At 73.0% G+C, this 23,584-nt stretch carries 20 protein-coding genes; 12 read left to right on the top strand and 8 right to left on the bottom strand.

Annotated features, from left to right (window positions below; all coding sequences use genetic code 11):
* The first annotated feature begins 230 nt into the window (after positions 1-230).
* The 5 genes from OG776_RS28675 (at position 231) to OG776_RS28655 (ending at position 5,459) form a co-directional block, all read left to right on the top strand.
* The gene (locus OG776_RS28675; RefSeq protein WP_329323777.1) at positions 231-1,343 is read left to right on the top strand and encodes an energy-coupling factor transporter transmembrane component T; all 1,113 of its coding nucleotides are present in this window, start codon (positions 231-233) and stop codon (positions 1,341-1,343) included.
* Positions 1,340-3,061, top strand: a complete 1,722-nt coding sequence (locus OG776_RS28670; protein WP_329322745.1) for an ABC transporter ATP-binding protein — start codon at positions 1,340-1,342, stop codon at positions 3,059-3,061. The genes OG776_RS28675 and OG776_RS28670 overlap by 4 nt, the downstream gene beginning before the upstream one ends.
* Positions 3,058-3,906 carry an ECF transporter S component gene (locus OG776_RS28665; protein ID WP_148013758.1) on the top strand — a complete coding sequence of 283 codons (849 nt, stop codon included), beginning with the start codon at positions 3,058-3,060 and terminating at the stop codon, positions 3,904-3,906. The genes OG776_RS28670 and OG776_RS28665 overlap by 4 nt, the downstream gene beginning before the upstream one ends.
* Positions 3,907-4,283: 377 nt before the next feature.
* A complete protein-coding gene (locus OG776_RS28660) occupies positions 4,284-4,697 on the top strand; it encodes a transglycosylase SLT domain-containing protein (protein ID WP_148013759.1) in 414 nt (137 codons plus the stop codon).
* Positions 4,698-4,874: 177 nt separating this feature from the next.
* On the top strand, positions 4,875-5,459 hold the full coding sequence (locus OG776_RS28655; RefSeq protein ID WP_148013760.1) for a TerD family protein: 585 nt from the start codon (positions 4,875-4,877) through the stop codon (positions 5,457-5,459).
* 84 nt (positions 5,460-5,543) lie between these two features.
* Here OG776_RS28655 and OG776_RS28650 read toward each other — a convergent pair whose 3' ends face one another.
* A complete protein-coding gene (locus OG776_RS28650; RefSeq protein ID WP_148013761.1) occupies positions 5,544-6,713 on the bottom strand; it encodes a steroid 3-ketoacyl-CoA thiolase in 1,170 nt (389 codons plus the stop codon).
* 328 nt (positions 6,714-7,041) lie between these two features.
* On the opposite strand from OG776_RS28650, the gene OG776_RS28645 reads away from it, so the two are divergent.
* A complete protein-coding gene (locus OG776_RS28645) occupies positions 7,042-8,277 on the top strand; it encodes a cytochrome P450 (protein ID WP_329322744.1) in 1,236 nt (411 codons plus the stop codon).
* 349 nt (positions 8,278-8,626) lie between these two features.
* Here the strand turns inward: OG776_RS28645 and OG776_RS28640 are convergent, their stop codons facing one another.
* Positions 8,627-10,747, bottom strand: a complete 2,121-nt coding sequence (locus OG776_RS28640; protein ID WP_148013763.1) for a bifunctional glycosyltransferase 87/phosphatase PAP2 family protein — start codon at positions 10,745-10,747, stop codon at positions 8,627-8,629.
* A 465-nt stretch (positions 10,748-11,212) separates the two neighbouring features.
* Here OG776_RS28640 and proP point away from each other — a divergent pair, with 465 nt between their 5' ends.
* The gene (gene proP / locus OG776_RS28635; RefSeq protein ID WP_148014125.1) at positions 11,213-12,625 is read left to right on the top strand and encodes a glycine betaine/L-proline transporter ProP; all 1,413 of its coding nucleotides are present in this window, start codon (positions 11,213-11,215) and stop codon (positions 12,623-12,625) included.
* Positions 12,626-12,854: 229 nt separating this feature from the next.
* Positions 12,855-13,526 (top strand): O-methyltransferase, encoded by a 672-nt coding sequence (locus OG776_RS28630; RefSeq protein WP_148013764.1) that lies wholly within the window; start codon positions 12,855-12,857, stop codon positions 13,524-13,526.
* 138 nt (positions 13,527-13,664) lie between these two features.
* On the opposite strand, the gene OG776_RS28625 is transcribed toward OG776_RS28630, so the two are convergent.
* Complete coding sequence (locus OG776_RS28625; RefSeq protein WP_148013765.1) at positions 13,665-14,060, bottom strand: FHA domain-containing protein; 396 nt, start codon at positions 14,058-14,060, stop codon at positions 13,665-13,667.
* Positions 14,061-14,192: 132 nt separating this feature from the next.
* Here OG776_RS28625 and OG776_RS28620 point away from each other — a divergent pair, with 132 nt between their 5' ends.
* Complete coding sequence (locus tag OG776_RS28620) at positions 14,193-14,597, top strand: J-domain-containing protein (RefSeq protein ID WP_148013766.1); 405 nt, start codon at positions 14,193-14,195, stop codon at positions 14,595-14,597.
* A 73-nt stretch (positions 14,598-14,670) separates the two neighbouring features.
* Here OG776_RS28620 and OG776_RS42470 read toward each other — a convergent pair whose 3' ends face one another.
* Complete coding sequence (locus OG776_RS42470; protein WP_443077294.1) at positions 14,671-15,567, bottom strand: hypothetical protein; 897 nt, start codon at positions 15,565-15,567, stop codon at positions 14,671-14,673.
* Between the two features lie 14 nt (positions 15,568-15,581).
* Positions 15,582-16,223, bottom strand: a complete 642-nt coding sequence (locus OG776_RS28610) for a hypothetical protein (protein WP_329322743.1) — start codon at positions 16,221-16,223, stop codon at positions 15,582-15,584.
* 166 nt (positions 16,224-16,389) lie between these two features.
* Here OG776_RS28610 and OG776_RS28605 point away from each other — a divergent pair, with 166 nt between their 5' ends.
* Positions 16,390-16,944 carry a GNAT family N-acetyltransferase gene (locus OG776_RS28605; protein ID WP_329322742.1) on the top strand — a complete coding sequence of 185 codons (555 nt, stop codon included), beginning with the start codon at positions 16,390-16,392 and terminating at the stop codon, positions 16,942-16,944.
* 262 nt (positions 16,945-17,206) lie between these two features.
* Here the strand turns inward: OG776_RS28605 and OG776_RS28600 are convergent, their stop codons facing one another.
* A complete protein-coding gene (locus OG776_RS28600; protein WP_329323775.1) occupies positions 17,207-19,165 on the bottom strand; it encodes an MDR family MFS transporter in 1,959 nt (652 codons plus the stop codon).
* A 383-nt stretch (positions 19,166-19,548) separates the two neighbouring features.
* Between OG776_RS28600 and OG776_RS28595 the strand changes: the two genes are divergently transcribed.
* On the top strand, positions 19,549-20,661 hold the full coding sequence (locus tag OG776_RS28595) for a peptidoglycan-binding domain-containing protein (protein ID WP_329322741.1): 1,113 nt from the start codon (positions 19,549-19,551) through the stop codon (positions 20,659-20,661).
* A 332-nt stretch (positions 20,662-20,993) separates the two neighbouring features.
* On the opposite strand, the gene OG776_RS28590 is transcribed toward OG776_RS28595, so the two are convergent.
* Together OG776_RS28590 and OG776_RS28585 are read right to left on the bottom strand one after the other, a co-directional pair.
* On the bottom strand, positions 20,994-21,653 hold the full coding sequence (locus tag OG776_RS28590) for an HAD family hydrolase (RefSeq protein ID WP_187286003.1): 660 nt from the start codon (positions 21,651-21,653) through the stop codon (positions 20,994-20,996).
* 219 nt (positions 21,654-21,872) lie between these two features.
* Positions 21,873-22,454, bottom strand: coding sequence for a TMEM165/GDT1 family protein (locus OG776_RS28585; protein WP_148014127.1), 582 nt, complete (start codon positions 22,452-22,454; stop codon positions 21,873-21,875).
* Between the two features lie 447 nt (positions 22,455-22,901).
* Between OG776_RS28585 and OG776_RS28580 the strand changes: the two genes are divergently transcribed.
* The gene (locus OG776_RS28580; RefSeq protein WP_148013770.1) at positions 22,902-23,546 is read left to right on the top strand and encodes an HNH endonuclease family protein; all 645 of its coding nucleotides are present in this window, start codon (positions 22,902-22,904) and stop codon (positions 23,544-23,546) included.
* Positions 23,547-23,584 lie beyond the last annotated feature (38 nt).

The raw sequence follows: 23,584 nt of genomic DNA, 5'->3' as shown, positions 1-23,584 counted from the left end.
GCGTCGCCGCCGACCCGGTCACCACCACTCCTCCGGCCGTCACCACCGACTCAGCCGTCCCTCCCTCCCCGGCCGCCGAGCCCACCGCCCGCCGGACACAGCGACTCCCGGCGCGGTCCGGCGCGGCCGAGCCCGTCGTGCCGGACGGCGGACGGGGCGGACGCGGCGGCCGGCGCGGGCGTCGGCGGCCGCCCCGTACCCGCGCGCCGCAGGCACACCGCGGCAACGCCCTGCACCCCGGAGCCTGGTGGATCTGGGCGCTGGGCCTCGGCACCGCCGCCTCCCGCACCACCAACCCGCTGCTGCTCGCCCTCCTGATCGGCACGGCCGGCTATGTCGTGGCGGCACGCCGCACCTCGGCACCCTGGTCCCGCTCGTACGGTGCCTTCGTCCGGCTCGGCGCGGCCGTGCTCGGCATCCGTCTCGCCTTCGCGGTCCTCCTCGGCTCCCCCGTCCCCGGCTCGCACGTCCTCGTGAGCCTCCCCGAAGTCCCCCTCCCCGACTGGGCGCAGGGCATCCGCGTCGGCGGCCCGGTCACCGCCGAGGGCCTGGTCTTCGCGCTCTACGACGGCCTGAAACTGGCCACGCTCCTCATCTGCGTCGGCGCGGCGAACGCCCTCGCGAACCCGGCGCGGCTCCTGAAGTCCCTGCCGGGGGCGCTCTACGAGGCCGGTGTCGCGGTCGTCGTCGCGCTGACCTTCGCCCCGCACCTGATCGCCGACGCCCAGCGGCTGCGCGCCGCCCGTCGGCTGCGCGGCCGCCCCGACCGGGGTCTGCGCGGCCTGCTGCAGGTCGCCCTCCCCGTGCTGGAGGGCGCGCTGGAACGTTCCGTCGCGCTCGCCGCGGCGATGGACGCGCGGGGCTACGGCCGGACCGCCGCGGTGACGCCCGCCGTCCGCCGCACCACCGCCGGCCTGACGCTGGCCGGTCTGGTCGGCGTCTGCGCGGGCACCTACGGACTGCTGACCGCGGAGGGCGACACCTACGGACTGCCCGTGCTGCTCGCCGGGCTGGCCGCGGCGCTGGCCGGGCTGTGGCTCGGCGGCCGCCGCTCCCCGCGCACCCGCTACCGCCCTGACGTGTGGGGCGCGCGGGCCTGGCTGGTGGCCGGGTCCGGCGTCGCCGTGGCGGCCGGTCTGATCGTCTGCGCCGCGTACGACCCCGTCCCGCTGCGCACCGGCGTCGTCCCCCTGGTGGCCCCGGCCCTGCCGCTGTGGCCCGCGGCCGTCGTCCTGCTCGGCCTGCTGCCCGCCTTCGCCGCCCCTGTTCCCGCCGCACCGCCCCGCCCGCCCGGAAAGCGCTCGGCCGCCCGGGAACCCGCAGCCTCCGAGGAGTCCTCGTGATCCGCTTCGAGGACGTCTCCGTGACCTACGACGGAGCGGCCGAACCCAGCGTCCGGGGCGTGGACTTCGAGGTCTCCGAGGGTGAACTGGCGCTGCTCGCCGGGCCGTCCGGGGTCGGCAAGTCCACCGTTCTCGGCGCGGTCGCCGGTCTCGTCCCGCACTTCACGGGGGGCACCCTGCGCGGCCGGGTGACGGTCGCCGGCCGGGACACCCGCACCCACAAGCCGCGTGAACTCGCCGATGTCGTCGGCACGGTGGGCCAGGACCCGCTCTCCCACTTCGTGACGGACACGGTCGAGGACGAGCTCGCCTACGGCATGGAATCCCTCGGGCTCGCACCAGCGGTGATGCGCCGCCGTGTCGAGGAGACCCTCGATCTGCTGGGTCTGGCGGATCTGCGGGACCGCCCGATCGCCACCCTCTCCGGCGGCCAGCAGCAGCGGGTGGCCATCGGCTCGGTCCTCACCCCGCATCCGCGGGTGCTGGTGCTCGACGAGCCCACGTCCGCCCTGGACCCGGCCGCCGCCGAGGAGGTCCTCGCCGTCCTGCAGCGCCTCGTCCACGACCTCGGCACCACCGTGCTGCTGGCCGAGCACCGCCTCGAACGCGTCGTCCAGTACGCCGACCGTGTCGTCCTGCTCCCCTCCCCCGGCACCCCGCCGCTCCTCGGCACCCCGGCGGAGATCATGGCCGTCTCCCCGGTGTACCCGCCGGTGGTCGATCTGGGCCGGCTGGCCGGCTGGTCCCCGCTCCCCCTCACCGTGCGTGACGCGCGGCGCAGGGCGGGCGCGTTGCGGGAGCGGCTCGCGGAGTTCGCGCCGGCCCCGGCGACGGCACCCGGACCCGTCCCCGCGCCCGGCGGTCCCCCTTCGCCCCCGGCGCGGCCGGCCCGCCCGCCGCGCCTCCCCCGGTTCCTCCGCGCGCGACCCGCGGAGCCCGGGCCGGCCGACGCGCCCGCCGCCGTCGTCGAGGGCCTCGCCGTCCGCCGCGGCCAGGTCGAGGCGCTGCGCCGGGTCGACCTGACCGCCGCCCCCGGCACGATCACCGCGCTGATGGGACGCAACGGAGCGGGCAAGTCCACCCTGCTCGGCACGCTGGTCGGGCTGGTCGAGCCGGCCGCCGGTTCGGTCCGGGTGGGAGGCGTGGTCCCGCGCCGGACCGCGCCCCGGGACCTCGTCCGGCACGTGGGTCTCGTACCGCAGGAGCCCCGCGATCTGCTGTACGCGGACACGGTCGGCGGCGAGTGCGCGGCGGCCGACGCCGACGCGGGCGCCGACCCCGGTACCTGCCGGGCGCTGGTCTCCGCGCTGCTGCCCGGGGTCACCGACGGCGCCCATCCCCGGGATCTGTCGGAGGGGCAGCGGCTGGCGCTGGCGCTGGCCGTCGTCCTGACGGCACGCCCTCCGCTGCTGCTGCTCGACGAGCCGACCCGGGGCCTCGACTACGCGGCGAAGGCCCGGCTGGTCACCGTCCTGCGCGAGCTGGCCGCCGGAGGGCACGCGATCGTTCTGGCCACCCACGACGTGGAGCTCGCGGCGGAGCTCGCGCACCGTGTGGTCGTCCTCGCGGACGGTGAGGTCGTCGCCGACGGCCCCACGGCCGAGGTGGTCGTCGCGTCCCCGTCGTTCGCCCCGCAGGTCACGAAGGTGCTGGCCCCGCAGCCGTGGCTGACGGTCGCCCAGATCAGGGGCGCGCTCGCGAGGGGCGGGGCCGCATGACCGGGCCGGGCGCCGGGCGGCGCGGCACGCCGCACCAGCCCCAGGTCCGGGCCGTCCGTCTCGGCTCGCGCTCGCTCGCCGCGCTCCTCCTGGTGAGCGCGGTCGGCGTCGCCGGATTCGGCTGGCCGCTCTTCGCCGACCCCGCCTCCCGGGTCGGCACCCACGCGCAGGACGCCCCCTGGCTGTTCGCGGGGCTGCTCGTGCTGCTCGTCGCGGTCGTGGCCGCGACGATCTCCGAGTCCGGTCTCGGCCCGAAGGCGGTGGCCATGCTCGGGGTGCTGGCCGCGACGGGCGCCGCCCTGCGGCCGGTCGGGGCCGGGACCGCCGGGATCGAGCCGATGTTCTTCCTGATGGTGCTGAGCGGACGGGTGCTCGGACCCGGGTTCGGGTTCGTGCTCGGGTCGGTGACCATGTTCTCGTCCGCGCTGCTCACCGGCGGGGTGGGGCCGTGGATGCCGTTCCAGATGCTCGCCATGGGCTGGTTCACGATGGGCGCCGGGCTGCTGCCGGGGCCCGACCGGCTGCGGGGGCGCGCCGAGCTGTCGCTGCTCGCCGTGTACGGGTTCCTGGCGGCCTTCGCCTACGGCACCGTCATGAACCTGGAGGGCTGGCCCTTCATGAACGCGCTGGCCTCGAACATCGCGTTCGACCCGCATGCCGCCCTCCCCGCCAACCTGGCCCGTTTCGTCGCGTACTGCGCGGCCACCTCGCTCGGCTGGGACCTGGGCCGTGCCGTGGTGACGGTCGTCCTGACCCTGACGCTGGGCGCGCCCCTCCTGAGGGCGCTGCGGCGGGCCACCCGGCGGGCGGCTTTCGAGACGCCGGTCACGTTCGACCCCCGGTGATCTGCGGCGCCGGTCACACCGGCCGGACGCGCTCCGCGCATCGGCGTGCGCGCTGTGCGAGGCGGAGGGTGAGGCAGCCCACAGGACGTTGGTCACATCCGAGGCGCGGTAGTAGACGAATTGGCTGGCGCGTACGCGCCATTAGGGCCCCTGACCTGGGGTTTGAGAGCCAGCTCACATAAGGCACTTTCGCCCTGGATGCGACCACCACTAGTAAAAGGGGGTCATTGCGGACGCGGCGCGGTCCTGTTTCCCTGAAGCAGTCGCGAGGCGCCGACGACCTCCACCCGGGTCCCGGCGCCGACGTACGCAGCCACTACGCACCACCTGGTTCCGGCCTACCGCGACGGTCGTGTCCCCGAAGAAAAAGGTTCTCCGTGTCCGTCTCCTTCATCCGCCGCATCGCCTCTCCGAAGAAGGTCCTCACCACTGCCGCCGTGGCCACCGCCACCGTCGGCATGGCTCTGGCAGCGGCTCCCGCCCAGGCCGCCACCACCTCGGCCTCCTCCGCCCAGTCGATCGCGCGTGAGATGATCCCGGACGCCGCGCAGTTCACCGCCTTCAGCAAGATCGTCGAGCGCGAGAGCGGCTGGAACCCCAGCGCCACCAACTCGGCCTCCGGCGCCTACGGCCTGGTCCAGGCCCTGCCCGCGTCGAAGATGTCCTCGGCGGGCGCCGACTGGAAGACCAACCCGGCCACCCAGATCAAGTGGGGTCTGGACTACATGAACTCCCGCTACGGCAGCCCCGCCGCCGCCTGGAGCTTCTGGCAGGCCCACAACTGGTACTGAGCGACCCCCCACCGCACGTGAAGGCGGCGGCCCCCGATCCCCGGGGCCGCCGCCTTCGCCCGTGCGCGGGAGCGGGTCCCTCCGGGCAGGGACAAGTCTTGGGCTCACCCGGCTGCCGACGTCCGCGGGGCTCCGGGCAGACTGCATCGCAGCAGTCCATGACCTGGAGGACCACGCATGATCACGCTCACGAAGGAAGACGGCCCGGCGGACCTGGACGGGGTGACCCATCTGTCCATCGGCGTGTCCTGGGACCCCACCGCCGGCGCGAGCGGCGGCCTGATGGGGAAGCTCCGCAGGCAGGCGGGCACCGACCTCGATCTGATCGCGATCGCGATGCAGGGCTCGGACCCGGTGCGACTGGCGGGCCTCGACTCGCTGGACCCGCTGGGCAACGGCTCGTTGGTGCACAGCGGCGACAACCAGACCGGCCGCGGCGACGGTGACGACGAGACGGTGACCGTCGAGTTCGCCCGGGTGCCCGCCAACGTCACGTCGATCGTGTTCGTCGCCGCCGCGTACAAGAAGGGCAGTTCGTTCCAGAAGGCGCGGAACGTCAGCATCAAGGTGTACGACGCGACCGGGGGCAGCACGCAGCAGGTCGCCGACATCTGGCCGAGCCTGCTCAGCAACGACAACGGCTGCGCCGTGGCCAAGGCCATGCGGGTCGGCGGTGTCTGGAAGCTGGAGGTGATCAACCAGACGGGCCGGATCAAGCAGGGCGACGAGCGGGACCTGATGCGCTTCGCGGTCAACAAGTAGGGCGCGGGCCGGGGACACGCGCGGGGAACTCGGGGGCTGACCCTGCCGTCAGCCCCCACCCGGCACGGCGTCCGGCCGTCCCGGCTACAGCCGCTGGATGATCGTCCCGGTCGCCAGCGCCCCGCCCGCGCACATGGTGATGAGGGCGAACTCCTTGTCCCTGCGCTCCAGTTCGTGCAGCGCCGTGGCTATCAGACGTGCCCCGGTGGCCCCCACCGGATGCCCGAGCGCGATCGCGCCGCCGTTCACGTTGACCTTCTCCAGGTCCTGCTCGAAGACCTGCGCCCAGCTCAGCACCACCGAGGCGAAGGCCTCGTTGATCTCGACCAGGTCGATGTCCCCGAGCGACATGCCGGCCTTGCCGAGGACGGCCCGGGTCGCGTCGACCGGTCCGTCGAGATGGAAGTGCGGGTCCGCGCCGACCAGCGCCTGGGCCACGATCCGGGCCCGCGGCCGCAGCTTCAGCGCCCGCGCCATCCGCTTCGAGGCCCACAGGATCGCGGCGGCCCCGTCCGAGATCTGCGACGCGTTGCCCGCCGTGTGGACGGCCGTCGGCATCACGGGCTTGAGGCGGGACAGCGCCTCCGCCGAGGTGTCACGAAGCCCCTCGTCGCGGTCGACGAGCCGCCACATGCCCTGGCCGGCGCGCTGTTCGTCCTCGGTCGTGGGGACCTGCACGGCGAACGTCTCCCGCTTGAAGCGCTCCTCGGACCAGGCCACGGCCGCCCGCTCCTGCGAGAGGAGGCCGAGCGCGTCGACGTCCTGGCGGGTCAGCCCACGACGGCGGGCGATCCGCTCCGCCGCCTCGAACTGGTTGGGCAGGTCCACGTTCGCCTCGTCGGGGAACGGCTTCCCCGGTCCGTGCTTGGAACCCGAGCCCAGCGGCACCCGCGACATCGCCTCCACCCCGCAGGAGATGCCCACGTCGATCACCCCGGCGGCGATCATGTTGGCCGTCAGGTGCGCGGCCTGCTGCGAGGACCCGCACTGGCAGTCGACGGTCGTCGCGGCGGTCTCGTAGGGCAGGCCCATGGTGAGCCAGGCGGTGCGCGCGGGGTTCATCGACTGCTCCCCGGCGTGCGTCACCGTGCCGCCGACGATCTGCTCGACGCAGTCGGCGTGGATGCCGGTGCGGCCGAGGAGTTCACGGTAGGTCTCGCCCAGGAGATAGGCGGGGTGCAGATGAGCGAGCGCGCCGCCACGCTTGCCGATGGGCGTGCGTACGGCTTCGACGATCACGGGTTCCGCGGCCATGGGGCTAGGTCCTCTCCTCGCTGACCCGCGCAGCGCGGGGCGTCCCGGCCCACCCACCGCGCCGAACTAGAACGTGTACTAGTTCTCCGTGCAGTCTGCTGAGCGGGACCCCCGCGCCGCAAGGGTCGTGCAGGCCCCGAAGTCGCCGTCCTCACCGTCTCCAGGCGCAATTGAGGGTGCCGCACCCCTTGCGACTTGTAGAACCCGTTACTACCTTCACGGCGATTCCCTTTTCTGATGGGCCGTCAGAACGCTGGGGCCCGGCCTCCGGTGCACGGCCCTCGGAACGCCGCCGCCACAACGGAACGCGTGAGACCTGGAGTTGCCGATGCCCTGTCCAGCGCTGCCCGACGGGTTCGACTTCACCGACCCCGACCTGCTGCACCACCGAGTGCCCCTGCCGGAGTTCGCCGAGCTGCGCCGGGCCGAACCGGTGCGCTGGATACCCCAGCCGCCCAATCTGGCCGGCTTCCAGGACGAGGGCTACTGGGCGGTGACCAGGCACGCGGACGTCAGGTACGTGTCCACGCACCCGGAGATCTTCTCCTCCACCCTCAACACCGCGATCATCCGCTTCAACGAACACATCGAGCGCGACGCGATCGACGCCCAGCGGCTGATCCTGCTCAACATGGACCCGCCCGAGCACACCCGCGTCCGCCAGATCGTGCAGCGCGGTTTCACCCCCCGGGCCATCCGGGCCCTGGAGCAGCGGCTGCGCGACCGCGCCCGCACGATCGTGGAGGGCGCGCGCGCCCGCTCCGGACCCTTCGACTTCGTCACCGAGGTCGCCTGCGAACTGCCCCTCCAGGCCATCGCCGAGCTGATCGGTGTCCCGCAGGAGGACCGGATCAAGATCTTCGAGTGGTCCAACCGGATGATCGCCTACGACGACCCGGAGTACGCCATCACCGAGGAGGTCGGCGCCGAGTCGGCCACCGAACTCATCTCGTACGCCATGAACATGGCCGCGGACCGCAAGCAGTGCCCGGCGAAGGACATCGTCAGCACCCTGGTGGCGGCCGAGGACGAGGGCAACCTCGGTTCCGACGAGTTCGGATTCTTCGTGCTGATGCTGTCCGTCGCGGGCAACGAGACGACCCGCAACGCCATCACGCACGGCATGCACGCCTTCCTCACCCACCCCGAGCAGTGGGAGCTCTACAAGCGCGACCGTCCGGCCACCACCGCCGAGGAGATCGTCCGCTGGGCGACGCCCGTGGTCTCCTTCCAGCGCACGGCGACCCAGGACACCGAGCTCGGCGGCAGGACGATCAGGAAGGGCGACCGGGTCGGCCTCTTCTACTCCTCCGCCAACCACGACCCCGAGGTGTTCGGGAACCCCGACGACTTCGACATCACACGCGACCCCAACCCCCACCTCGGTTTCGGCGGCGGAGGCCCGCACTACTGCCTCGGCAAGTCGCTGGCCGTCCTGGAGATCGACCTCATCTTCCAGGCGATCGCCGACTCCATGCCGGACCTCACCCTCGCGGGCGACCCGCGCCGGCTGCGCTCCGCGTGGATCAACGGGGTCAAGGAGCTGCGCGTCGACGCCGGCTGACCCCGGCACCCGCTCGGGCCGACGGCCTCCCGGCGTCCGTCGGCCCGTCCCGCGGGAGGCAGGGGCGGCCCCTACGCTCCGCCCCTGCCTCCCCCAGAGCCAGGGCGCCGGTCCCCGGACGGACCACGTCACGCGACACGCCACCCGACGCCGGGCCGACGCGGACGCGGACCCGGGCTCGGGCTCGGGCTCGGGCTCGGGCTCGGGCTCGGGCTCGGAGAGACTCCGGGCCGCCGCCTCGAAGCAGGTTCCCGGACCGACTCGGGACACCCTCCGGGACCGCCCCGGGACACGCTCCGGACCCTCCACTCGGCACAGGCTCCCGGACCGACTCGGGACACGCTCCGGATCAGCCCGAGGGACGGCCCGCCGGGCTGCCCTCGGCACGGCCGTCCGCCGGGCCGTCGGCCGCCGCGCTCCCGTTCGGCGCCTCGCGGGGCGCCGGGACCGGCCCCTCCGCGCCGGTCCGCAGCGAGCGCGCCGCCGGCCGCGGCCTCGGGCCCTGCAGCACATGGGTCACCCCGAAGCCCGCGGCGACGACCGCCGCGCCGCCCACCGCGTCCAGGACCCAGTGGTTGCCGGTCGCCACGATCGCCGAGACGGTGAAGAGCGGGTGCAGCAGACCGAGCGCCTTCATCCACCACTTGGGCGCCAGGATCGCGATCACCAGCCCGCACCACAGGGACCAGCCGAAGTGCAGGGAGGGCATCGCCGCGTACTGGTTGGTGAGCGCGGTCAGCGTGCCGTAGTCCGGCTTGGAGAAGTCCTGCACGCCGTGCACGGTGTCGATGACACCCAGCCCCGGCATCAGACGCGGCGGGGCCAGCGGGTAGAGCCAGAAGCCGACGAGCGCGAGCAGGGTGGCGAAGCCGAGTGCCGAGCGCGCCCAGCGGTAGTCGCCGGGACGGCGGATGTAGAGCAGGGCGAGGACGGTGAGCGGGACGACGAAGTGGAACGACTCGTAGTAGAAGTCGAAGAAGTCCCGCAGCCACCCGACCTTGAACACCGCATGGTTGGCCCAGTGTTCGATGTCGATGTGCAGGAACCGTTCGATGGAGAGGATCTGCTCGCCGTGGTGCTCGGCGGTGGGCCTGCCGCCCGCGTTGGTGCCGCCCGTCGCGGCCAGCCTGACCTGCTGGTAGGCCGCGTAACCGACGCGGATCAGGAGCAGTTCGAGGAGCAGGTTCGGACGGCTGCGGACCCGGCCGAGGAAGGGCAGCAGCGGCACCCGCTTCCAACGGGCGGGGACGGCCTCGGCGTAGTCGGTGGGAATCGGCGCGCGGTAGTGCTCCGAGGTGCGGGAGAGGAACGGCACGACCGTGGCGGCGGCGAGCGCGGCGATCAGCACCACGTTGTCGCGCAGCGGGTGCAGCGCCGCCATGTTCGGCAGCATCATCTTCGCGGGCAGCGTCATGACGAGGACGACGGCGACGGGCCACATGGCGCGGTCCGAGGCCCTCCTGCCGACCCGGCCGACCAGCGCCAGCAGGACCCACAGCAACTGGTGCTGCCAGGAGGTGGGCGAGACGGCGACGGCGACGCAGCCGGTGACCGCCACGGCCAGCAGCAGTTGTCCGTCCTCGGCGTAGCGCACGGCACGGCGCAGGCCGAGGACCGTGACGGCCGCGCCGAGCAGCAGGAACAGCCCGATCTCCAGCGGGCCGTTGAGGCCGAGGCGCAGCAGCGCGCCGTGCAGCGACTGGTTGGCGAGGCCGTCGGCGTCCCCGCCGAGTCCGACACCGCCGAGGTGGTGCACCCAGTACGTGTGGGAGTCGTGCGGCATCGCGGCCCAGGCGAGGGCGGTGCCGGCGGCGAAGGTGAGCGCGCCGGACACGGCGGCGCGGCGGCGCCCGGTGAACCAGAGCAGCGGGGCGAAGAGCAGCACGGTGGGCTGCAGCGCCGCCGCGAGGCCGATCAGGACCCCGCTCGCGCGCTCCCCGCGGACCGTGAAACACCCCAGCAGGACGAGCAGGACGGGGATGATGCTGGTCTGGCCGAGGTAGAGGGCGTTGCGTACCGGCAGCGACAGCATCAGCAGGCTGATGGCCACGGGGGCGGCGAGCAGCGCGGTGCGCCGGCTCACGGGCGGCGGCAGGGCGCGAGCCGCGACCGCACCGAGCGCGACGACCAGCGACAGGGTGCCGAAGGTCCATCCCCAGCCGAGCGCCTGTTCGGCGGCGCGGGTGAGCGGCTTGAGGACGAGTCCCCCGAAAGGGGTCCCGGTGAACTGCGTCGAGTCGTACAGCGAGCCCTTGACGTGCAGGACGCCCTCCGGCCCGACCCAGGTCTCCAGGTCGGTCAGCCGGTCCCCTCTGGGGGTGCTCAGCACGACGGCGACCTGTCGCACCGCGAGGATCGCGACGATCAGCCACAGTCCGACACGGATCGTGCGCAGCCGTGCCTTCGCCGATTCCGCCGCCCCCGTTCCGAAGGCACCACCCGCTCCTCCGCCGTGCTCCACATTCGCCACGCCCCGTCGGCCTCCCGCCCCGTTCGTCCCGCGTATCCCGTGTGCCGGTTTCCGTCCCGTGCCCTAGAGGCTCGCACCGCCCCCCTGGAAGGACGCAGGCAACCCCCCCTTCACCTGACGTCCTCCCACCTTTTGTCCGGATGACGATAGTGCGAGTTCGGTCCGGTTCCCCCCGCGGTCTGCGACATGGATCACATTCACCCGCGACAAAGGTCACAGACAGGCCATCCGGATCCGGCCCCCGATCGGCCCGTCGCCCCTGCGCACACGGTGTTTGTGCACGTTGCGCACCGGTACGGCCACGACACGTGACGTCCGGCGACGACCCTATGGTCGCTTTTCGGTCGGTCCCGGGTCACCTCGCGGACGGACCACGTCCTTGTCCCCGTCGAAAGGCAGGCGAGCGGAACCTTGCCCTCCGTCACTCCCGTCGCTCCCGTCGCCCCCGTCCGGCTCCGGCCCCCCGTGCGGCCGGAGGTCACCGTCATCGACCCCGCCCTGGTGAAGCGCGCCGTCAAGGCGGCCGCCCTCGGCAACGCGATGGAGTGGTTCGACTTCGGTGTCTACAGCTACATCGCGGTCACCCTGGGCAAGGTCTTCTTCCCGTCCGGCAACCCCACGGCGCAGCTGCTGTCCACCTTCGGCGCGTTCGCCGCGGCCTTCCTGGTCCGCCCGCTGGGCGGCATGGTCTTCGGCCCGCTGGGCGACCGCGTCGGCCGCCAGAAGGTCCTGGCGCTCACCATGATCATGATGGCGGCGGGCACCTTCGCGATCGGTCTGATCCCGTCGTACGCGACGATCGGCGTCGGCGCTCCCCTCCTGCTGCTCGCGGCCCGGCTGGTCCAGGGCTTCTCCACCGGCGGCGAGTACGCGGGCGCCTCCACCTTCATCGCCGAGTACGCGCCGGACAAGAAGCGCGGCTTCTTCGGGAGCTGGCTGGAGTTCGGCACGCTCGCCGGCTACATCGGCGGCGCGGGACTGGTCACCCTCATGACCGCGTTCCTGTCCACCGAGTCCCTGCTGGCCTGGGGCTGGCGCGTGCCGTTCCTGATCGCGGGCCCGATGGGTGTCATCGGGCTGTATCTGCGGATGCGCCTGGAGGAGACCCCGGCGTTCGCGGCGGAGCTGGCGAAGGCCTCGAAGAAGGAGAAGGACCGCCCGAAGGTGCCGCTGCGCGTGATGCTCGCCGGCCAGTGGCGCGCGCTGCTGCTCTGCGTCGGCCTGGTGCTGGTCTTCAACGTCACCGACTACATGCTGCTGTCGTACATGCCGAGCTATCTGACCAGCGAGCTGAAGTACGACGAGACGCACGGCCTGCTGGTCGTCCTCGCCGTGATGGCCGTGATGATGATCGTGCAGCCCTTCGCGGGCGCGCTGACCGACCGGATCGGCCGCCGCCCGGTGATCGCCGCCGGGTGCGCCGGGTTCCTCACGCTGTCCGTCCCGGCCGTGCTGCTGATCCGCCAGGGCAGCCTGCTCGCGGTCGCGCTCGGCATGGGCGCGCTGGGTCTGCTGCTGGTGTGCTTCACCTCCGCGATGCCGGCCGCGCTGCCCGCGCTCTTCCCGACGAAGGTGCGCTACGGCTCGCTCTCCATCGGGTTCAACGTCTCCGTCTCGCTCTTCGGCGGCACGACCCCGCTGGTGGTCACCGCGCTCATCGGCGCGACCGGGAACATGATGATGCCCGCGTACTACATGATGGCCGCGGCCGTGATCGGCGGTGTGGCGGTGTGGTTCATGTCCGAGTCGGCGGGCCGGCCGCTGCCCGGATCCGCCCCGGCCGTCGAGCCCGGCACCCGTCCCGACGCTGCTGCCGGCCACAAGTCCGCCTCCGGCTCCGGGCCCGGCAGCCCGCGTGCCGCCGGGGCCCGCGCCTGACCCCTGCCCGGCCCCGCGACCCGGTCCCGCGCCTTGACCCGCCCGGTCCCGCGGCCAGGTCCCACGCCTCCGGTCCCGCGCCTCCGGTCCCACCTGCGCCGATCGGCCCACGCCGGCGCCGCGCACGGGGGACCGGGCCGGTATCCGGCTGACAAGCGCGCGGGACACGACTAGATTCGTCGGCGAAACTGGTTAGCGCCTCTAACTAGGCATACGAAAGGCATGGTGCATGAGCGAGTCGCAGTTGTGGAACGACGTCGACGACTACTTCACCGCCCTGCTCGCCCCCGCCGACGAGACCCTGGCCGCCGCCCTGCGCGACAGCGACGCCGCCGGACTCCCGAAGATCGCCGTCGCGCCGAACCAGGGCAAGCTGCTCCAGCTCCTGGCCCTGATCCAGGGCGCGCGCCGCATCCTGGAGATCGGCACCCTCGGCGGCTACAGCACGATCTGGCTGGGCCGCGCGCTGCCCGCCGACGGCCGGCTGGTGACCTTCGAGTACGACGCCAAGCACGCCGAGGTCGCCCGCCGCAATCTCGCCCGCGCCGGGCTCGACCGGATCGCCGAGGTGCGGGTGGGGCCCGCGCTGGAGTCGCTGCCGAAGCTGGCCGAGGAGAACCCGGAGCCGTTCGACTTCGTCTTCATCGACGCGGACAAGGTGAACAACCCGTCCTACGTGGAGTGGGCCCTCGAACTCACCCGCCCCGGCAGCCTGATCGTCGTCGACAACGTCGTGCGCGAGGGGCAGGTGACCGAGGCGGGCAGCACCGACCCGAGCGTGCGCGGCACCCGCGCCGCGCTGGAACTGATCGCCGCCCACCCCAGACTGAGCGGTACGGCGATCCAGACGGTGGGCAGCAAGGGGTACGACGGGTTCGCGCTGGCCCGGGTCCTCGACTGAGGGCTGTCCGCACAGTCTCGTCTGCCCGGCGCGGCCCAGGCCCTGCCGGCCGGATCGGGCGGCACCGGCGCGCGACACCCCGCGCCCCCACCTGGTCCGGACGGCACGTCCTGGGTCCGGCCGCCCCGCTCCCCGGCCCTACGACTCGTGGTAGAAGCCCACGTTCACGCTCTGCGGACCGGTGCGGTCGAAGATCACGATCTCTCCCGAGCTGCCCGCCGGGAGCTGTGCCGTCCCGCCGTACGGCACGGGCTGGGTCGACATCCCGGCGAAGGTCAGCCGGACCTCCGAGGAGGGGTCCGGGCGGGACCCGTGCAGCCAGGTGACCTGCCAGGAACCCTCCGGGCCGCACAGGAACTCCAGATGGACCCGGGAGACGAACAGCCAGTCGTCGGGGGTGGCGAGCCGGCACACGGTCCGGTCCCGGCCCACCCGCAGCACGGCGCCGGGGTCGCTCGGTGCGTCGGCCATCAGCATTCCGGCCGTCGCACCCGCGTCCGCCCCGGTGACCGAGGCCATGGTGAGTTCGAGCACGTGCGCTCCTTCGCGTTCCGGTGGTCGGTCCCACCGGGTCGATCGTCCTTGTGCCGGGCGTGGTTGACGCACCGCCGCCGCATGATAATTCGCCCGATCGTCCGCTCGGGCGTCCTCCGGCACAATGGATGTATGACCGAGCGCAAGCCACCCGGCGTCAGCTTCGAGTCCTGGGTCGACCGGCAGATCCGCGAGGCGGAGGCACGCGGTGAGTTCACGGATCTGCCCGGCGCGGGCAAGCCGCTGCCCGAGGTGACCGACACGTCGTACGACGAACTGTGGTGGATCAAGCGGAAGATGGCCCGTGAGGGCCTGTCGGTGCTGCCTCCGACCCTGGCCCTGCGCAAGGAGGCCGAGGACGCGCTCGCGGCGGCGTCGGTGGCGCCCTCGGAGCGGGCCGTGCGCCGGATCGTCGAGGACATCAACGCGAAGATCCGCGAGGTCATGTTCAAGCCGCCGCCGGGGCCTCCCCTCGGGCTCAAGCCCTACGACGTGGACGAGATCGTCCGGGACTGGCGCGAGCGGCGGGTCCGGTGACCTCCGCCACGCGTGAGGCCGCGTCCCGGACCATGGTCCGGGACGCGGCCTCACGACTGCCGTGCGGCGCCTGTCAGAGGTGCAGCAGGCGCTCCGTGACCTCACGGTAGTCCCGCAGGGCCAGGCGGAGTTGCTCGGTGTCGGACGCCTCGTCCGCACCGGCCTTCTCCCAGGACGTGCGCAGCGTGCGCCGGCGCCGGGCCACCGCGTCCGTGAACTGCGCCGTGAGCTCCTCGAGGACATGGTCGGCCTCCTCGACGGACGCCCGCGGACCGTCGACGAACCCGCCGACCGCGTGCCGCATCCGCAGCGCGTACGTGTCGCACGCGTCGTGCGACAGCAGCGCGGTGCCGTCCGCCGCGTGGACGCCGTTCCCACGGGCCGTGTCCGGGTCGTCCGATCCGGTACGGGCCGACTCGCGGGAGGCGGCTCCGGCACGGCCGCCGGTCTGCGCGGCGGTCTCCGTCCCGGTGCCGCGTGAGCCCTTGGCGTCACGGGACGGGGTGGCGTCACGGGAAGTGGTGGCCTCGCGGGAACCCAGCGGGACCGGGGTACGCGGCGTCACGGCGTGCTCGCCGGTGGTGGAGGCGGCCCGGTCCGGTGTCTCACGGTGATCGTCCGCGGTGGCGCCGGACGGGGTCGCGGTCGGACGGGAGGGCGCGGGGAAGGGCGTGCGTGCCGCCGTGTCGCGCTCACCCGGACCGGCCGCCCGGTCCGGTGCCTCGTGGCCGGTGTCCGCGGCCTCGCGGCCACGGCGGGGCTCCCCCCGCACCGCCGTGCCCTCGGTGTTCCCGGCCTCGGCCCTCTCGGCCTCGGTCCTCTCGGCGCCGGCCTTCCCGGCGTCGGTCTTCCCGGTCTCGGTCCGCGGTGTCGTCCCGTCCCGGGGGGTCCGCGCGGCGGAGGTCGCCTCCGCCTCGCCCTTCAGCACCTCGCGGCGGGTCGCCGTGTCCTTGTCCTCGTTCGGTGTCATGTCGTTCACCTTCCTCAACTCCCCTTCACCTGGCGCCTGGTGAGCGCCCACGGCGTCCGGGATCGGTTGTCGGGAGCCGGGTCCGGCCGGTCGGCGGCGGTGTCCTCACGCTTCGCGGACACCAGTTCCTCGAAGAGGGCGCGGGCCTCGATCATGGCCTCGCGGAGTTCCTCGGTGCCGATCCGGTCGTCCGGGGTGGAGCTGTACGTGGCCTCGTGGACCCGTCGGTAGCCGTGGACGCGGTGCCCGTGGTGGACCGAGAGGGCCTCCAGCCGCTCCTCGTAGCGCTCGCCGTCGGGGAAGCCGCGCTCACCGGCCACCTCGCCGAGCAGCCGCTCCGCGTCGGCCACCGCGTCCCGGGGGGAATCGACGAAGCGTTCCTGGGCGGCCGTCCAGCGGGCCGTGAACTGCTCACGGGCCGCCGCCTCCAACGGCCGCCGCCGCAGCGAGCCGTGCCGCCTGACACGCTCGGCGAGGTCGCGCTCGGCGGCCCTGGCGTCGCCGTCGTGCCGGGCGACGGCCCGGTCGTACTCGGGCCCGAAGCGCCGCCGCAACGTGCGTCCGCCCTGCGGCCTGCGGGCGAGGAGGGTCAGTGCGGCTGCGACAACGGCGGCCGCCACGATCACGATCAGAGCGATGATGACGCCTGTGGACATGGATGCCTTCCGGGGTTTCTCGACCCAACGGGCCGGTTCGCGGATCGGGTTGCCCGGAAGTACACCTTCAAACGGGGCCGGTCGCGCCGGGTCCCGCGCCTTCCCGGGGCGGTCCGGCCCCGAACGCGGCCACGGACCGGCCCCGGGACCTCGCGACAATGACCGCATGACCCCTACCGGAACTCCTTCTACGGACAACGGCCCGGCCGGCCACGCCCAGGCGTCCTGGGCCGTCGCCCCCGAACCCTTCGACTCCCCCGCCGCCGCGGCACTCTGGCGGGCCTACTACACCGAGGTCAGCGACCGCTGGTACCTGCTGCACCAGGGACGTACGACCGACCCCGGCGAACTGGAACGGGAGATCGCGGCGGACACCGGGGCCGAATTCACCGCACCCACCGGCGTCCTGCTGATCGCCCGGTACGGCGGCGGACCCGGCGGCACGGCGGGCGTGCGGATGCTCGACGCCGTCACGGCCGAGCTGAAGCGGGTGTTCGTACGGCCGGAGCTGCGCGGCCGCGGCGGCGCGGCACTGCTGCTCGCCGCGGCCGAGCGGGCGGCTGTCGGCCTCGGCGCCGGGAAACTGGTCCTCGACACCCGCGGCGACCTCGTGGAGGCACGGAGGCTCTACGCACGGCACGGGTACGAGGAGGCGGCGGCCCACAACGACGACCCTTACGCCGAGCACTGGTTCACGAAGGTGCTGACCACGAATTCTTGAGTGACCGTCATATCGATTTCGTACAGGGGAATTTGTGGATCAGGCCCTCCGACGCGGCCTGGGTGAAGGGGCCCTGGGTGACGGATCGCTGGGTCGCGGGGCGCGGGCCGACGGGTGGCGGGTCCCTGTGCGGCGGGGACCCGTCGGTGGGCTCCGTGGCGGGTGCGCACGGGGCGATCCGGTCAGGGGCGGGCGGAGCGGGGGTCCGGGCCCGGACGGGCGGTCCGGGGTGGGCGGTCCGGGGCGGGGCCGGGCGGGGCGGTCACGTCAGGGAGGCCCCGGGAGGGCGCTGCATCGCGCCGTCCTGTGGGCGCTCGGCGTCGGAGCCGGACATCTCCGTGTTCAGCGCCTCGACCAGCCTCACCAGGTCCGTCGGGCGGTCCGGACCCCACCAGTCGCCCAGCAGCTCGGCCAGGGACTCCTCACGGGCCTTCGTCAGGTTCCCGGCGGCCTCACGGCCCTCATCCGTGAGGACCAGGTCGAGGCCCTCGCGGTCCACCAGCCGGCGCACCTCCAGCTGGCGGGCCGCGGCGAGCACCACCGGCAGCGGCACCGCGCTGCCCTCGGCCAGCTGCGCCGGCTCGGCCCAGCCGTACTTCTTGATCCGCAGCAACAGCCAGCTCGCGGCGGGCAGCAGGTCGTACCCGGCGCGCGCGGTGATCTTCTCGTAGATCGCGCGCCGCCCCTCCCGGGTGCCCAGCACCGACAGCGCGCGGCACACCTCGTCGTACGACGACCGCTCCACCGGATTGGTGGCGAACGTCTCGGTGAGGTCCGGCGCCGTGACCGACCCCCGCAGTCTGTCCTCGCGCAGGAACCAGGCCATGACGAAGCCGAGCAGGGCGACCGGGGCGGCGTAGAGGAAGACGTCGGTGATCGACGTGGCGAACGCGTGCAGGACGGGTCCGCGCAGCGCGGGCGCCAGCCCGGAGATCCCCTTCGGGTCGGCCTTCAGGCTGTCCGCGGAGATGCCCGGCGGCAGCTGCCGTCCGCTCAGCGCGTCCGTGAGCTGTGCGCCGAGGCGGCCGGCGAACACCGTGCCGAAGATCGCCACGCCGAACGAGGCGCCGATGGACCGGAAGAAGGTCGCGCCGGAGGTGGCGACGCCCAGATCCTCGTACGAGACCGCGTTCTGCACGATCAGCACCAGAACCTGCATCACCAGACCGAGACCCAGGCCGAAGACGAAGAAGTACGCGCTCATGCGGCCGGTGCTGCTGTGCTCGTCCAGCTGGTGCAGCAGGAGCAGGCCGATGGTGGTGATGCCGGTGCCGGCGACCGGGAACACCTTCCAGCGGCCCGTACGGCTGACGATCTGGCCGGAGACCGTGGACGAGATCAGCAGCCCGAACACCATGGGCAGCATGTGCACGCCCGACCACGTCGGCGACACGCCCTGGACGACCTGGAGGAACGTCGGCAGATAGGTCATCGCCCCGAACATCGCGAAGCCCACGATGAAGCTGATCACCGCCGACAGGGTGAAGGTCCGGATACGGAACAGTTTCAGGGGCAGGACGGGCTCCGCCGCGCGCCGCTCCACGGCCACGAACACCACGGCCAGGACCACGGCGAGCGACGCCAGACCGATGACCTGCGGCGAGCTCCAGCTCCACGTGGTGCCGCCGAGCGAGGCGACCAGGACCAGACAGGTGGCCACCACGGCGATGAGCAACGTGCCGAGGTAGTCGATGACGTGCTTGGCGGCCTTCCCGGGGATGTGCAGGACGGCCGCGATCACGACCAGCGCGACGACGCCGACGGGCAGGTTGATGTAGAAGACCCAGCGCCAGCTGAGCTGTTCGGTGAAGATTCCGCCGAGCAGCGGGCCGAGCACGCTCGTCGCGCCGAACACGGCGCCGAACAGACCCTGGTACTTGCCCCGGTCCCGCGGCGAGACGATGTCGCCGACGATCGCCATGGACAGCACCATCAGGCCGCCGCCGCCCAGGCCCTGCAGGGCCCGGAAGCCGATCAGCTCGCCCATGTTCTGTGCCATGCCGCACAGCGCGGAGCCGATCAGGAAGATCACGATCGCGGTCTGGAAGAGTTTCTTGCGGCCGTACTGGTCGCCGAGCTTGCCCCACAGCGGGGTGGCCGCGGTGGACGCCAGCAGATAGGCGGTGACCACCCACGACAGGTGCTCCAGGCCGCCGAGGTCGCTGACGATGGTGGGCAGCGCGGTCGACACGATCGTCTGGTCCAGGGCGGCCAGCAGCATGCCGAGCAGCAGTGCGCCGATCGAGACGACCACGCCGGCGTGCACGGTCTCCTGGGCGTCGGCGGCGGCCGCGAAGCGCCTGCGCTCGGCGGACTCGTTCACGGGGTACGGGGGTGTGCCGGCGGTCGTGCCCGGCGCGTCGCCGTCCCTGTCCCGCCGCGCTTCTCCCTGCGCGTCTCCCTGGACGTCGCCGGGTATGTCGCCCGTCATCCGCACCTCCCGTGGGCCCGAGCGTCTCGGTCACCCTCCATGGTGGTCGGTATGTCCTGTTGCGGCCTGTCGAGCCGGAAGGGGAAGTTCCGGGGGCTCCCGGAAGGGCGCGGGGGGCGTCTGGGTAGCCTCGGGGCCTCAACGGGGGATCTTCAGGGGAGGGGACCCAAGCCGTGACTGAACCGAACGGGCATGTCTGCCCGGAGTGTGCCGTGCCGCGGGCGGGGGACGGGACGCCGTCCTGCGCCTGCGCGCTACGCGCGTCCGACGCTCTGCGGGACGCCCGTACGGCGGAGGCGGCAGCGGCGGAGGACTTCGATCCGTTGCGGATACGTCCGTACGTGGAGCTGGGGGTCGGCGTCGGCAGTGCGGAGGGCGAGCCCTCCGAGGCCCGGGGCGGTGCCTCGGGCGGAGACGTCGGCGCGGGCCTCGGCGCGGGCCTCGGCGGAGGCATCGGCGGAGGCTCCGGTGGCGGGGACGAGGATGCCTCGGCCCGGACGATGCAGCTGGGTAGGGTGCGGGCCGATGACACGGTGGCGCTCTTCCGGGTCGAGCACGGGGTGCCGGTTGCGGGTGCCGGCGGAGGTCCGGGGGCGGGTGCCGGGGTCGGGGCCGGAGCGGGGGCGGGCCCGGAAGGTGACCTCGCGTCGGACGAGCGGCCCGAACGGCGTCGGCGGCGGCGGACCGTGCTGCTGGCCGCCGCGGGTGTGGTCGCGGCGGTCGCGGCGGCGGGGTCCGTGAGCGGGCTCTTCTCGTACGACGCTCCCGCGCGGGACGGGGCGCTGCCGGACGAGGTGCGGGCGAGCGTGCCGGACGTGGAGCCGACGTCCGCCTCGGCGTCGGCGGCCGCGCCGCGGGCGTCCCGCTCGGCGGTGGCGGAGGCGCCGTCCGGCAGCACCAGCCCGTCGCCTTCCGCGTCGGATTCGCCGTCCTCGTCGGCCTCGGCGTCGGTGTCGGCCTCGCCGTCCCGGAGCTCCGGGCCGTCGCAGCAGCCCGAGAGCCCGGCGGAGACCGGGGTGGCGGCGCCCGGGCAGGAGACCTCGCCCGCGAACGGGCAGCTGTCGGCGACGCTGCGGCGCGGTGACCAGGGGCCGGAGGTCTCCGAACTGCAGCAGCGGCTGCATCAGCTCTTCCTCTACAACCACAGGACCGACGGCGTCTACTCGCGCCAGGTCGAGGACGCCGTACGGCGCTACCAGTGGGCCCGCGGCATCAGGGGCGACGAACCGGGCGTGTACGGGAGGGCCACGCGAGCGAGCCTCGAAGCGGAGACGCGGGAGCCGTAGCGGGTGGGGCGGCGGGGCGCGTCCGCGGGTGGTGGGGCGCTTCCGCAGGTGGTGGGGCGCTTCCGCAGGTGGTGGGGCGCTTCCGCAGGTGGTGGGGCGCTTCCGCGGGTGGTGGGGCGGGGGCGGGGCGGTGCATCGAGGCTGTCGCCGCCGGATCAGACGCAGTCCGGGCAAGCGACCCGCGGCTCTACCCGGACGTAAGCGACATCCTCGACGCACCGCCCCGCCCCCTCCCGCCGCACGACGCAGGCGCCCAGCCCCGGCGATGGGCCAGGGGCGGAGCCCCTCAGCAGGGGGCGTACGGGTGGCGCGGGCCGGGAGGAAGCCGGGCGTCAGCCGATGTGGAGGCGCAGTGAGGCGTCGTCCGTCCGTTCCACCCGTACCCGGGTGAGGTCCTCGACCAGGACGTCGGGGCGGTGGAAGGCGGCCCGCGGTCCGACTCCGACGACCCGCATCCCGGCCGCCCGGCCAGCCGATATCCCCGCGCCGGAGTCCTCGAACACGACACAGTCCTCGGGCGCGATGCCCAGCTCGGCGGCGCCCTTCAGGAACCCCTCGGGATCCGGCTTGCTCGCCCCGACGGACTCCGCGGTCACCCGTACATCGGGCAGTTCGAGCCCGGCGGCTGCCATCCGCGCCGTGGAGAGCGCCACGTCCGCCGAGGTGACGAGCGCGTGCGGCAGTCCGGCGAGCGAGGCCAGGAACTCCGCCGCGCCGGGGACGGCGACCACGCCGTCCATGTCGGCGGTCTCCTCGGCGAGCATCCGCGCGTTGTCGGCGTGGTTCTGCTCCATGGGCCGGTTCGGCAGCAGGACGGCCATCGAGGCGAATCCCTGCCGTCCGTGGACGACCTTCATGACCTCGTCCCCGTCCAGCCCATGGCGGTCGGCCCAGCGGCGCCAGCAGCGCTCGACGACGGCGTCCGAGTTGACGAGGGTGCCGTCCATGTCGAGCAGGAGGGCGCGGGCGGTCAGAACGGTGGTGGCCGTCATCGGCAGGCTCCAGAACGCGGGGGGAGGGAGAGGAAATACACCGGGAAGTGGTTGGGGTGCCGGTCCGGCCGAGGCTCGGTGCCGGGTCCCCCCGGAGGGACAAGGTGGCCCCGCCCGCCGGTCAGGGAGTGCGGACGGGAACCACTTTGTTTCTCTACGATACAAAATGGACGGGCCCGGCGCCACCGCTTCCGGCGGGACCCTGCCGCTCCGGGCGGCTCAGCCCGCGACCGCCTCGTACAGGCTCCACACCCCGAGGCCCAGCATCAGCAGCGCGGCGACCTTGGTGACGAGCTCCAGCGGCACCCGCTTCATCAGCGCCTTTCCGCCGACGATGCCGAGCCCGCCCACCGCCCACAGCGCGAGCACCGCGCCGAGGCCGACGGAGAGCGGCTCGTCGTAGCGGGCCGCCAGGTTCGCCGTCATGATCTGCGTGAGGTCACCGAACTCGGCGACCAGGATGAGCATGAAGCCCGCCCCGGACACCTTCCAGAAGGTCTGGTTCTCCGGCTTGCGGATCTCCTCGTCGTCCTCGCCCTTCTTCAGCAGCAGCACGGCGGCACCGGCCAGGAAGAGCACGCCCGTGAGCGCGTGCACGATCTGCTGCGGCAGCAGGGTCAGCACGCTGCCCGCCGCGACGGCGAGCGCGACGTGCACGGCGAAGGCTGCGGCGACGCCCGTGAAGACGTACGAGGCGCGGTAGCGGGTTCCGAGGACGAGCCCGGCGAGCGCGGTCTTGTCGGGCAGTTCGGCAAGGAAGACGACGCCGAAGACGAGCGCCGTCACGGTGATGCTGATCAAAATTCCTCGATCGGTCGGGGGCCGCCCCACCGAGAGTGCGGTGACGATCACGCGACACCTCGGCACGGCAGCACACGTCGACGCCCTCGCGTACGGGTACGCGCGGGCGGTGCACTGCTCTGCCGAGGGTCTCGCCGGCCGGCCTCCGCGCACCCGTGGGTCGCGGTCGTGGCCTGCCTCCGGGCGCCGGCTCAGGCGAGCTGAGCAGTATGTCGACGGTCCGGCGAAGGGCTACTCCCCCTCTGCGCCGACCACTGTACGGGACGGCGAAAAGGACGGGTAAGGGCCGAAGGTCCCCTCGACGGCGGCCGAGGATCGTGACGTCACAGGTCTTGGCATGTCATGAGCACGTCACTAACTTCTCACCTGACGCACCCCTCCCGGAAACGAGCCGGCGCAAGCATGAGCCTGCTCGCTCCAACGTCCCCCCACTCCAAGGGAGTTCGCATGCCGAAGGTCTACGCGCGTCGACGGCTGAGCATACTCGCAGCCTTCACCGGCCTGATAGCCATGGCCGGAATCTTCACCGGCCCCAACGCCTCCGCCGCCCTGCCCACCCCGGTCAGCGCCGCCACCGCCCGCACCTACCTCGCCTCCCTCTCGGTGAAGACGGAGAACCGGACCGGCTACAACCGCGACCTGTTCCCCACCTGGATCACCATCAGCGGCACCTGCAACACCCGTGAGTACGTGATCAAGCGCGACGGCTCGAACGTCGTCACCAACTCCGCCTGCACGGCCACCAGCGGCAGTTGGTACTCCGTCTACGACGGCGCCACCTGGACCGCCGCCTCCGACCTGGACATCGACCACCTCGTCCCGCTCGCCGAGGCCTGGGACTCCGGCGCCGGCGCCTGGACCACCGCGCAGCGCCAGGCGTTCGCCAACGACGTGACCCGTCCGCAGCTCATCGCCGTCACGGACAACGTCAACCAGCAGAAGAGCGACCAGGACCCGGCCGAGTGGATGCCCCCGCTCAGCTCGTACGCCTGCACCTACGTCCGCGCCTGGGTCCAGGTGAAGTACTACTACAACCTCTCCGTCGACTCCGCCGAGAAGTCCAAGCTGAGTTCCGTCCTCAGCGGCTGCTGAGCCGGCGCCGGACCCCCCACCTCCGAAACCGGCGCTTC

It is taken from the genome of Streptomyces sp. NBC_01689 (genome assembly GCF_036250675.1).
Lineage (GTDB): Bacteria > Actinomycetota > Actinomycetes > Streptomycetales > Streptomycetaceae > Streptomyces.
The sequence above is the reverse complement of the archived record's forward strand: the minus strand, read 5'-3'. Positions and strand labels throughout refer to the sequence as shown.